At 54.1% G+C, this 12,159-nt stretch carries 8 protein-coding genes; 4 read left to right on the top strand and 4 right to left on the bottom strand.

The annotated features are described in order from the left end of the window. The first annotated feature begins 6 nt into the window (after positions 1-6). On the top strand, positions 7-1,473 hold the full coding sequence (locus AC2LB6_RS02125) for a pyridoxal phosphate-dependent decarboxylase family protein (RefSeq protein WP_490092223.1): 1,467 nt from the start codon (positions 7-9) through the stop codon (positions 1,471-1,473). Positions 1,474-1,604: 131 nt separating this feature from the next. Here AC2LB6_RS02125 and AC2LB6_RS02120 read toward each other — a convergent pair whose 3' ends face one another. Next, positions 1,605-2,918, bottom strand: a complete 1,314-nt coding sequence (locus AC2LB6_RS02120) for an MFS transporter (protein ID WP_490092222.1) — start codon at positions 2,916-2,918, stop codon at positions 1,605-1,607. Between the two features lie 207 nt (positions 2,919-3,125). On the opposite strand from AC2LB6_RS02120, the gene AC2LB6_RS02115 reads away from it, so the two are divergent. Next, entirely contained in the window at positions 3,126-3,437 is a 312-nt protein-coding gene (locus AC2LB6_RS02115) for a VF530 family protein (RefSeq protein WP_490092305.1), read from the top strand. A gap of 70 nt (positions 3,438-3,507) precedes the next feature. Here AC2LB6_RS02115 and mqo read toward each other — a convergent pair whose 3' ends face one another. After that, positions 3,508-5,157, bottom strand: a complete 1,650-nt coding sequence (mqo, locus tag AC2LB6_RS02110; RefSeq protein ID WP_490092221.1) for a malate dehydrogenase (quinone) — start codon at positions 5,155-5,157, stop codon at positions 3,508-3,510. A gap of 305 nt (positions 5,158-5,462) precedes the next feature. On the opposite strand from mqo, the gene AC2LB6_RS02105 reads away from it, so the two are divergent. Both AC2LB6_RS02105 and dcuR read left to right on the top strand, forming a co-directional pair. Further along, positions 5,463-7,097 carry a sensor histidine kinase gene (locus tag AC2LB6_RS02105; protein WP_490092220.1) on the top strand — a complete coding sequence of 545 codons (1,635 nt, stop codon included), beginning with the start codon at positions 5,463-5,465 and terminating at the stop codon, positions 7,095-7,097. Next, positions 7,094-7,813 (top strand): two-component system response regulator DcuR, encoded by a 720-nt coding sequence (gene dcuR / locus AC2LB6_RS02100; RefSeq protein ID WP_490092219.1) that lies wholly within the window; start codon positions 7,094-7,096, stop codon positions 7,811-7,813. Before AC2LB6_RS02105 ends, dcuR begins: the two co-directional genes overlap by 4 nt. Here the strand turns inward: dcuR and AC2LB6_RS02095 are convergent. Both AC2LB6_RS02095 and AC2LB6_RS02090 read right to left on the bottom strand, forming a co-directional pair. Then, complete coding sequence (locus tag AC2LB6_RS02095; RefSeq protein WP_490092218.1) at positions 7,807-8,769, bottom strand: FAD:protein FMN transferase; 963 nt, start codon at positions 8,767-8,769, stop codon at positions 7,807-7,809. The genes dcuR and AC2LB6_RS02095 overlap by 7 nt on opposite strands. Before the next feature lie 64 nt (positions 8,770-8,833). Continuing rightward, a complete protein-coding gene (locus AC2LB6_RS02090) occupies positions 8,834-11,614 on the bottom strand; it encodes a flavocytochrome c (RefSeq protein WP_490092217.1) in 2,781 nt (926 codons plus the stop codon). Between the last annotated feature and the right edge of the window lie 545 nt (positions 11,615-12,159).

Below are 12,159 nucleotides of genomic sequence, written 5' to 3'. Positions count from 1 at the left end.
AATGCAATGTCCCGGTTAAACCCGATTCTGGCGGCCTCAGCACAGAGTACCGAGGCCTACCAGCAGGCGATTGCCCAGAGTAGCGCGGCCGTCGTTAAGTGGCTGGAACAACCTGAGATGTATCAGGGAAAAACCGTCGCAGAGCTGCGCGAGCGCATCAAGCTGGACTTCAATCCTCAGGGCCTGGGCAACCAGGCCGCGATTGAACGCGCTATTGAGTACTTCCTCAAAGATAGCCTGTCGGTGCATCATCCACAGTGTGTGGCGCACCTGCACTGTCCGAGCCTGGTTATCAGCCAGGCGGCGGAAGTGCTGATCAATGCCACCAACCAGAGCATGGATTCATGGGATCAGGCACCGTCTGCCACCCTGATTGAAATGAAGCTGATTGAGTGGCTGCGCAACCAGGTAGGTTATCAGCCTGGCGACGCGGGTGTCTTCACCAGCGGCGGCACCCAGAGCAACCTGATGGGCCTGATGCTGGCGCGTGACGCCTGGTTTGCCCGTCAGGGACATTCTGTTCAGCAGGATGGCTTAACCGGCGATCTGAAGAAGATCAAAGTCTTCTGCTCAGAGAACGCGCACTTCTCAGTTCAGAAGAACATGGCCCTGCTTGGCCTGGGTTATCAGTCCGTCACGCAGGTGAAATGTGACCGCTTTGCCCGCATGGATATGGATGACCTGCGCCACAAGCTGGCCGCATCCAAAGCTAACGGCGAAAACATTCTGGCGATCGTTGCCACAGCCGGTACCACCGATGCGGGTGCGATCGATCCACTGCGTGAAATCGCGGCGCTGGCGGCTGAAGAGAACATCTGGGTGCACGTCGATGCGGCCTGGGGCGGCGCACTGCTGCTCTCAGAAAAGTATCGTGACTATCTGGATGGCATTGAGCTGGTTGACTCCATTACTCTGGACTTCCACAAGCAGTTCTTCCAGACCATCAGCTGTGGCGCTTTCCTGCTGAAGGAAGCGCGTCATTACGAGCTGATGCGCTACCAGGCGGCTTACCTGAACTCTGAGTTCGATGAAGCGCAGGGCGTGCCGAATCTGGTGTCCAAATCGCTGCAGACTACCCGCCGTTTTGATGCACTGAAACTGTGGATGGGTCTCGAAGCACTGGGTCAGAAGCAGTATGCCGAAATCATCGACCACGGTGTGACGCTGGCGCAGCAGATTGCACAGTACGTTGATGAGCAGCCTGCACTGGAGCTGGTCATGAAACCGCAGCTGGCCAGCGTGCTGTTCCGCTATCGTCCGGCGCATCTGGCGCACCTGAGCAGTGCGGATATCGCCCTGCTGAACCAGCGTATCGGTGATGCCCTACTGGAATCAGGCCGTGCTAACGTCGGCGTGACTGAGCACGATGGCGTGACCTGCCTGAAGATGACCCTGCTGAACCCGACGGTAACGCTGGAAGATATCAAAGTGTTGCTGACGCTGGTGGAAACCACGGCACAGAAGCTGGTGTAATTTCACTGCCAGCCGCATAAAAACAAAACCAGCCGCAAGGCTGGTTTTGTCGTTCAGGCGTCTGCGTTTTCCAGTCCCGGCTTTTCAGCCAGCCATGAGTGATTACCCCATCCGCCTTCCCTGACTCTGTTTTAGCGCGACGGTGGCTCATCCAGCAGCCGCAGATGGTCATCTTTATTCAGCGTCATCAGTGCCACAATACTCACCAGCGCCGTCGCCATTACATACCAGGCGGGGATATCGGGATTGCCGGTCTCTTTGATCAGCCCGGTGATGATTAATCCCGCGCAGCCGGAAAAGACCGCATTAGAGAGCGAATAGGCCAGCCCCAGCCCGGTGTAGCGTACCCGCGTCGGAAACATCTCGGCCAGCATCGCAGGCCCCGGCCCTGCCAGCAAGCCGACCACCCCGCCCGCGACAAACACCACCAGCGCTTTCAGCAGCAGGCCAGTACCTTCTGACTGCAACACGTTGAGCAGTGGCAGGGAGAGCACCAGCAGCAGTACAGCCGCTGAGACCATGACGGCGCGGCGGCCAATCCTGTCGCTCAGCATCCCGGCCGGGATGATGGTGGCGGCGAAGCCAAGGTTCGATATCACCGCAATCAGCAGCGCCTGATTAAAGCCGGTGTGCAGCGACGCCTGTAGGTAAGTCGGCATGATTACCAGCCAGGTGTAACCGGCCGCCGACCACACCATCAGACGGCAGATTCCCAGCAGAATCGTTTTCAGCGTGTCGACCAGGCTGGCGTCAACTTTTGCTACAGGTTGCGCCTGCTGCTGAATAAACGCCGGGGCCTCCTCCATCTGCACTCGCAGCCAGAGCGCCAGAACGCCCAGCGGCAGCGCGACAAAGAATGGGATGCGCCAGCCCCAGCTCAGCATCTGCTCTGGCGTCAGCAGTACGGAAAGCAGTGCGACAATGCCCGCACCGGCCAGCAGTCCCAGTGCCACGGTAAAGGATTGCCATGCACCATACAGGCCCCGCTTACCGCGCGGCGCAAACTCGGTCATCAGTGAAACCGCCCCGCCATACTCGCCCCCGGCAAACAGTCCCTGCAGAATACGCAGACCGGTCACAATCAGCGGTGCCAGGATGCCCAACTGAGCGTAAGTGGGAACCAGGCCGATCGCGGTCGTTGCCAGCGTCATCATGATCAACACAAAGATCAGCGTGGGTTTGCGCCCGATGCGGTCGCCCATACGGCCAAAGATGATCGCACCCAGCGGACGGAAGAAAAAAGCGATGGCGAATGAGGCATAGGTCAGCAGCAGCCCGGTCAGCGCTGATTCCCCTTCCAGCCGGAAGAAGTTCTGCGCAATCACGGTGGCCAGAAAGCCATAGACGGCGAACTCATACCATTCAATGAAATTCCCCACCGAACCGGCAAGCAGAGCACGTTTACGGCTGGCGGAGCTGAGCATATTATCAGCGGGTATCGTCATGGCAGGCGATCCTTTTCAGAGCATCATCAGTTGCTTATGATTAGCACAATCGCTGCATACCTGCGCACTCTTCTTCCCGTCGCGTTAACCCAGACACATAAAAGCAACGATGACGCACTGCTGGCGCGCTTTTTCTCCTTCAGTTCTTGCACAACCGCTTTACGATTGTCAGGATGTGCGGCATTGACTGAATCAGGCGGATAAATGATGAACGCACAAACCTCAAAAGATCCTCTGCACGGCGTAACGCTGGAGATGCAGATAAACAGTTTAGTCGCACAGTATGGCTGGGCGGAACTGGGAAAACGGATCAACATTAACTGCTTTAAAAGCGATCCCAGCGTTAAATCGAGCCTGAAGTTTTTACGCCGGACACCCTGGGCGCGAGCTGAAGTCGAAGCGCTCTATCTCGACTCGTTAAAAGCGCAACCGGCAACGCGTGAAGAACCGGCTGACGACGCAGATCAGGTACCTGTGGAAGATCCCTGGGGCAACTGGCGCGGTAACACGCCGGAGTAACGCAGAAAAACGGCAATAAAAAAGCCCGCGCAGGCTAACCTGTGCGGGCTTTTTTTACGTCAGGTCGCTGTTACAGCGCCATATCGTGTTTCGCTGAAGGCGCAGCCTTCTCAGGCTGTGCGGCTGGTGCGTCTGCCGTTTTGCCATCCATGTTGATAACTGGCGGCGTGGTCAGTTGCAGAGTCGCAGCGGTCTCATTCCAGACCTGCTGCAGCAACGGCACGTTGTCATTCAGTTTCTGACCATAGCCTGGGATCATCTTGTGGATCTTCGCCTGCCATTCTGGTGACTTAAACTCTTCCGGGAACAGTTTCTGCATCACGCTCAGAGAGATCGGCGCTGCGGTCGATGCACCAGGAGAAGCACCCAGCAGTGCCGCCACGGTTTTCTGCTGATCGGTCACAATTTCTGTACCCAGTTTCAGCACGCCACCTTTGTCAGCATCTTTCTTGATGATCTGAACACGCTGACCGGCCTGAATAAGTTTCCAGTCCTCTTTCTTCGCGTCCGGATAATATTCCTGCAGCGCTTTAAAGCGATCTTCATCACTCAGCATGACCTGTCCAATCAGGTATTTCACCAGGTCGAAGTTATCCATACCCACGTCGGTCATTGGCACGATGTTATGGGTGGTGGTGGTGCTCAGCAGATCAAACAGTGAACCATTTTTCAGGAACTTAGTTGAGAAGGTCGCGAACGGTCCAAACAGCACGACGCGTTTGCCATCCAGATAACGGGTATCAAGATGCGGAACGGACATCGGTGGTGCACCGGTTGACGCCTGACCGTAGACTTTCGCCAGGTGACGATCGGCAATCGCGCTGTTTTCGGTTACCAGGAATGACCCGCCCACCGGGAAGCCTGCATAGTTTTCTGCTTCCGGGATACCCGTCTTCTGCAGTAATTTCAGCGCGCCGCCGCCAGCACCGATAAAGACATATTTCGCGTCAACAGCACGTTCGTTGCCGTTTTTAGCGTCTTTGATGGTGACGTGCCAGGAGTTGTCGCCATTACGTTTGAAATCGGTGACTTCAGATGAGGTTTCCAGACGGAAGTTATCATTCTTTTTCAGGCTGCCGATCAACTGACGGGTGATTTCACCGTAGTTAACGTCGGTGCCTACTGGCGTCCAGGTGGCAGCCACTTTCTGCTGTGGATCACGACCTTCCATAACCAGCGGTGCCCACTGCGCGATCTGCTTGTGATCGGTAGAGAACTTCATGCCCTGGAAGAGCGCGGTTTTCTGCAGCGCAGCATAGCGTTTGGTCAGGAAGTCGACGTTGTCGCCCCAGACAAAGCTCATGTGTGGCGTTGAGTTGATGAAAGAGCGCGGATCGTGCATCACGCCCTCTTTAATCTGTGAACTCCAGAACTGGCGAGAAATCATGAACGCTTCGTTGATTTCCAGCGCTTTGGAGACGTCGATAGAACCGTCTTTACGCTCAGGCGTATAGTTCAGTTCCATGTTGGCAGAGTGACCAGTACCGGCATTGTTCCAGCCGTTAGAGGATTCCAGTGCCACGCCATCCAGCTTCTCAACCATGATCTGTTTCCAGCCCGGCTGCAGCTCTTCCAGCATGGTGCCCATTGAGGCGCTCATAATGCCGCCGCCAATTAACAGGACGTCAGTCTTTTCTGGTGAGGTTTCAGCGTGAAGGGCTGAAGAAACTAACAAGGCCGCGAGGGAAAGCGTGGGAATAACTTTCTTTGAATTCATCATTTTAATCTACAGCTCAGACGGTAGTGGTTAAAAAAAGTCCTCAAAGTTTAAAATAATGTTATTTGTGAGTTAATGTGAAAATAGTTATAAAATTAAAAATAGCAATTTAGCCTTATTTTAATTACAAAAGGCTTACTGAATTACTGACATATTTTACCCACACATTAAGGGTGTCCTTTGAATTATACAATCCCCTAACACAAATATTGTTATGTGGCGATCGGCGTGCGCAGACCGCTAAAACTGTACTGAGGCGGTGAGTTAGCGTATGTTTCCCGGCGATCTCCCACCCGTGCTGAACACCTATGAAAAGCCAACCACAGAACCGACATGCCGTGACGAAACGATCAATGAAACTCAGTACACTGACCACCCTGATGATGACTGCGGTGATCTTTACCGTCCTGGTCGCTGTCCATCTGCTCTACTTCGTGCAGATTGATAACTTTGCGCAGTCGCATCTTAAAGATAAGGCGATGGCGGTGGCACGCACGCTGGCGGATTCGCCGGAAGTGCAGCGTGGTTTGCTGTTACCGGACGGCAGCAGCCTGATTCAGCCAGTGGCTGAAGCGGCGCGCAAACGCAACGGCCTGCTGTTTGTGGTGGTCACAGATATGAAAGGCATTCGTTTCTCCCACCCGAATGCCGCGGTGATCGGCAAACATTTTGTCGGCAACGATATCTACCCCGCGCTCCGCGGACGGGAAAATGTGGCGGTCAATCATGGCGTACTGGTGGAGGCACTGCGGGTATTTACGCCGGTCTATAACGCACAACACCAGCAGATTGGCGTGGTGGCGATCGGGATCGCGCTGAATGATGTCGCGGCGCAGATTGCCAAAAGCCGCTGGAACATTGTCTGGACCGTCTTATTTGGCGGTCTGGTGGGCCTGCTGGGTATTCTTATTCTGGTCAGGCGACTAAAAACCATATTACTGGGGCTGGAGCCGCACGAAATTTCCAGTCTGTTCGAGCAGCGTCAGGCGATTCTCAATTCCATTAAAGAAGGGGTGATTGCGGTCGATGATCAGTCGCGCGTCACTCTGATTAATTACGCGGCGCAGCAATTGTTGCATGAGACCACCCGCAAAATGCCATTAAGCGGCGATCTGATAGCCGAAGAGAGCGTGATGCACCGCCATCAGCAGGATGCGCTACATGCGGGCAAAGCCTGGCACGATCAGGAAGTGACACTGGGTAACCGCATTCTGATTAGTAACACCGTGCCGGTTCGCAGCCGTGACCGCATTATTGGCGCGGTGACTACCTTCAGGGACAAGACCGAGATTAGCCAGCTGATGCAGCGTCTGGACGGCATGGTAAACTATGTAGACGCGTTACGTGAGCGGTCCCATGAATTCATGAACAAGCTGCATGTGATTCTGGGCCTGCTGCATATGAAAAATTATGCACAGATGGAAGAGTACATCCTGAAAACCGCCAACGCTTATCAGACGGAGATCGGTTCGCTGATGCAGAAGATTAAATCGCCGGTTATTGCCGGCTTCCTGCTTAGCAAGATTAACCGGGTGACCGATGAAGGCCATCAGCTGATTATCGATGAAGCAAGTTTTCTACCCGACTGCGGCAGCGAGGAGCAGAATGCCGTCCTGATCACCGTGCTGGGCAATTTAATTGAGAATGCGCTTGAGGCACTTGACCCGGAAACCGAAGGTGAAATTCACCTCATGCTGCATTATCAAAATGGCTGGTTAGCCTGCGAAGTGAGTGATGACGGGCCAGGCATTGACGGCTCGCAGCTCAGCGCCATTTTTGAGCGTGGCGTCTCGTCGAAAGGTGACGATCGCGGTGTCGGACTGTTTCTGGTTAAGCAGCAGACTGAAAGCCTGGGCGGCAACGTCAGTGTCGAGTCGGAACCGGGTGTATTCACCCAATTCTTAGTGCAACTTCCGTGGGAGAGAGGAATGATTACCCAATGATCAATGTGTTAGTTGTCGATGATGACGCCATGGTAGCCGAGCTGAATCGCTGCTATATCGGGCAAATCCCGGGCTTTACCTGCTGCGGCACCGCCTCAACCTTACAGCAGGCCAAGGAGCGGCTGGCGCAGGACGAGCCACAGGTTGACCTCATTCTGCTGGATATCTATATGCAGCAGGAAAATGGTCTCGACCTGCTGCCGGAGCTGCGCAGCGCAGGCCGTCCGGTCGATGTGATTATTATCTCGTCAGCCGCCGATGCCGCCACCATCAAAACCTCGCTCAATTATGGCGTGGTGGACTATCTGATCAAGCCTTTCCAGTTTGCCCGCTTTGAAGAGGCGCTGACCGGCTGGCGACAGAAAAAGTCGCTGATGGATAATCATCAGTTCTATCAGCAGTCAGACGTCGATCAGCTGTTGCATGGCAATCCGCCAGGCGCCGGCGAGCAGAAACGTTTGCCGAAAGGATTAACGCCGCAGACGCTGCGAACGCTGTGCCTGTGGATCGACGCGCATCCGGGCACCGAGTTCTCTACTGATGAACTCGCAACCGAGGTGAATATCTCCCGCGTCTCCTGCCGCAAATACCTGATCTGGCTGGCGCAGATTAATATTCTGTTCACCAGCATTCATTATGGGGTCACGGGCCGTCCGGTTTACCGCTATCGCCTGCAGCCGGAGTATCACACCTTGCTCAAGCAATATTGTCAGTGAACCAACCGGTAATGGGTGTCCAGTAACTGAAAGGAAAAGTGACGTTGTGACGAGCAGATCACCTGCCTGTCACGGGTCACAAAGATTGCTTCGATATCCGGTTTGTCGGCCAGGCAGGTAATGCCCTTTTCGACGCCCAGGCCATAGAGCAGCGTGGTATAGATGTCACCATCCAGTGATCGATCAGAGATCACGGTAACGCTCAGCAGCTCGTTATCCAGCGGATAACCGCTATGCGGATCGAGGATGTGGTGATAACAGACGCCTTCCAGCTCGAAATAACGCTCATAGATACCCGACGTCACCACCGAGCGGTTATTCACGCTAATTACCCCAATCAGCTCATCGGCCTCACCAAAAGGTTTTTTCAGGCCGATTGCCCAGCCCGCTTCTTCGGGCGGCGCGCCCACCGTCTGCACATTTCCGCCCAGATTGATCAGCGCACTGCTGACCTGCTGCTGGCGCAGGAACGTCTGGACTAAGTCGGCGATATAACCTTTGGCGATGGCACCCAGGTCAATCTCCATCCCCGGCTGGGCCAGCATGACACTGCGGCTTGCGGCATCAAGGATCACCGCCTGCGGATTTGTCAGCGCCAAGCGCGCCTGAAGTTCGGCTTCTGACGGAACGCTGTGGCCCTGAAAGCCGATTTTCCAGCACTTCACCAGCGGGCCGATAGCCAGATTGAACAGGCTGTCCGGCAGCAGACTCACCGCATGCGCACAGGCAATTAAATCATATACCGGCTGGCTGACGACCACCGGGTGCTGCCCGGCCGCGTGATTAATGGCCATCACTTCAGACGCCTGACGATTCACCGTAAAGAGATTTTCCTGCTGTTTGATCAGGCGGAAAACCTGTCCGGCCAGCGTCTGGTTGTCATCGAAGAGTTTGAGCAGGATGGGCGAACCCATTAAGACGGCGGAGTAAGCATAGACACGCGCATCAGTTAACATAGGCGACTCTGCTTTTTAGAGGGAAAGACCGGCACCCGCAGGATACGGATGCCGGAGACTGCCGTTAACGTCGGGCGTAAGCGGCGGCGTTACCACCGGCCAGAATACCGAAGATGATGATATCCGCAACAGCGTTACCGCCGATACGGTTCGCACCGTGGATACCGCCAACCACCTCACCACAGGCCCAGGCGCCGTTAATCACCTGTTTCTGGCTGTCGAGCACTGCTGTTGTGGTGTCGATAGTGACGCCGCCCATGGTGTGGTGAACACCCGGTGCGACACGAATCGCGTAGAACGGCGCTTCACTCAGGGGATGACGCAGCGCGGTCTGGCGACCAAAGTCTTCATCTTTCTGCATGATGACGAAGTTGTTGTAACGTGCCAGTGTCGCTTCCAGGGTGTGATGCTCACTCATGTTGAGTTTCACCGCCAGTTCCGCCACGGTTGGGGCGCTGATGACAAAGCCTTTGGCGATGTATTCGTCAGCCGCTTTGTTGTTCATGCGCACCTGCTCGTCAAACACAATCCAGGCACTTTTCTCTGGCAGCGCGATAATCTGCGCGGAAACTTTGTCGCGGGTTTCCATCTCGTTGTAGAAACGCTCGCCCGCCTGGCTGACCAGGATAGCGCCGCCGCCACGAATGGATTCGGAGACCAGATAAGAGGTGGTCTGCTCAACCGTTGGGTGAATCTGGATTTCGCCCATATCCACTGTACCAGCACCAATTTTTTCCAGCATCGCAATGCCGCTGCCAGTCGCGCCTTTGTGGTTGGTCGTTACGAAGCCATCGAGTTCAGGACGGTATTTCACCACCAGCTCACGGTTCGCACTGAATCCACCGGTCGCCACAATCACACTTTTGGCGTTCAGGATACGGCTGTCGTTGTATTCATCGACCACTTTCACGCCCGTGATTGCGCCATTCTCATAGAGGATCTCGGCGACCGAGGTTTCCAGCAGGACTTCGATGTTGCGGCTGTTGATATTTTTTACCAGCCCGCTAATCAGGAAGCCACCCACCGCTGAGCGGTCAGCCGGACGGTGAGTACGGTCGATGCTCATCCCACCGGTAATAGTGATGTCGTTAAGCTCAATGCCTTTATCCGCCAGCCACTCAATCGCCTCAGGTGCCAGGTCAACAAACTCACGCAGCAGCACCGGATTGTTTTTGAACTGACCGCCCTTCAGCGTCTCTTCGTAGAACAGCTCTTTGCTGTCTTCGATGCCTTTGAGTTTCTGGAAGCGGGTTTCAGCGGCGTTCATGCCCACTGACGCTTTGATGGTGTTGCCGCCAATGGTCGGCATCTTCTCGATGATGACCACGCGCGCGCCTTCATCGTGCGCCTGAATCGCCGCCGCCAGACCGGCACCGCCGCTGCCCACAATCACCACATCGTAATTCTGTGGTGCGTTAGGGTTACCGCCTTCCTCGATCACGTGCGCTTTGCTGGAGGTGGTCATCGCGCGTGAAACCGCTTTTTTCAGCGCCTCACTCTGGGTGGTTGCACCGGTAATCGCATCGACGTGTGGGCTGTTCGCCACCAGGATGCGGCTGCGCAGGCTTTCAAAGGTGGTGGTGAAGTCCACATCCAGCGTGTCATCCGGCACCAGCGAGATGTCGGTGATACGGTCGGTATCCAGCGTGACGTTGATTTTCAGTTTCAGCGCTTCGGCTTCGACTTTTTCCTGATAGACGCCCGCTTTGTATTTGCGGCCTGATTCGCTGGTGTCGCGGATCATCGCATCGACCAGAGAGAAACGCCACAACGGTTCAGGAATTTGCAGCTCTTCGCGTTTATTGCTGTCGATGTAGAGTTCGAGGTGTTCGTTATTGATGATGCGATCAGCCCAGTTCGGATAGGCGATGCAGGCTTTACCAATCGCCACCAGATCGTAGCCTTTCTCCAGCGCCAGCTCCGCATCGGCTTTGTTCACCACGCCGCCGACACCAATCACCGGCACTTTTGCCAGCTCAGGTGAACGCATCGCGACAAATTTCTCAATCAGTGGCGTCGGGTCCTGAGTATCGACAATCGACGGACGCAGCAGCTGACCCACAGAGAAGTGAACGTAGTCGAGTCCACGCGCGGCCAGTTTTTCCAGCAGATAGAGCGTGTCATCAAAACGGATGCCGGGGACTTCGATCTCTTCCGGCGAGAAGCGATAGCCGATGATGAAAGAGTTATGGGCGAAGCGCTCCGCCATCTTATGGGTGATTTCCAGCACTTCCAGTGGGAAGCGTGCGCGGTTATCGCGGCTGCCGCCCCACTTGTCATCGCGCTGGTTAGAGTTGGGTGAATAGAACTGCTGAATCAGGTAGGTGTTGGCACCATGAATTTCGACGCCGTCGAAACCGGCCTTGATAGCGCGGTTCACCGCGTCACCAAATTTGGTGATCATGGTATCGACTTCTTCGGCGCTCAGCGCCAGAGGTTTGGTTGCCCCTTCACGCGGTGCCGCAATCGCGCTTGGCGCAACCGGCGTTTTCCCGCCAATCAGCTCCGGCTCGACCATGCGACCACCGTGATAGATCTGCAGGATGGCTGTGGAGCCTTCAGATTTAATGGCGTCTGCGATGCGTTTCAGACCGGGAATTTTGTTGTCGCTGTCAATAGCAATGGCACCCGGAAATGCCGGGCCGCGGTTATCAATAAAGCAGCATTCAACGATCACGGTTCCGATGCTGCCAGCGCGTGCGCGATAGTATTCGACCAGCTCGCTGGTGACCGTTCCGTCATAAAAACCGGTACAGGTGGTCATGGGTGCCATCACCAGTCGGTTTTTTAAAACAGCGCCATTCGGCAGAGTCAGTGGATTAAGGATGGGAGTGAGAGATTTCATTGCGATAAACTCCAAGATTTAAAAGTCTGGAAATTTTTAGCGGACGCAAATTATCGCTTAATTAAGTGGTCCGATGTCATGAGGTTAATATACTCTTTTCTTTGCTTTCATAAGCGATAAATTTACTTTTTTAACTTTTAAACCATTTGGATTTTTTATTTGCCGAAAGGATAAAGTGAAGTTATATTAATTGTTAACCAAGCGTTACCAAAAATCAACTAATCATTTACATAAAAAATAAATCGTTTATCATCATGCGTTTAAAGCAGGGCACTCCGTTTTGCCAGGGTGATTATTTGTCGACCAGCTTCACAGAACTGTCAAAATGTCGATGCTGTAAATATAAATTAAAAATAAATGTTAAAAATGGAGAATAATGAATTAATTTCTTTGATCTGGATCAAAATCTATATTTGCAAAAATCGCATCATATTTACATGGATTTAAAAATGCAGCTCAGTAGCAAAGCAGCAGATTAAAAAAATCAGTGCATCGCGGTTTATTCACACTATTAAGAATAAGAAAGAAAGTCATCAGTGAAGGTC

The organism is Pantoea sp. RCC30.1, assembly GCF_058148845.1.
This window is presented reverse-complemented; position numbering and strand designations above follow the sequence as displayed.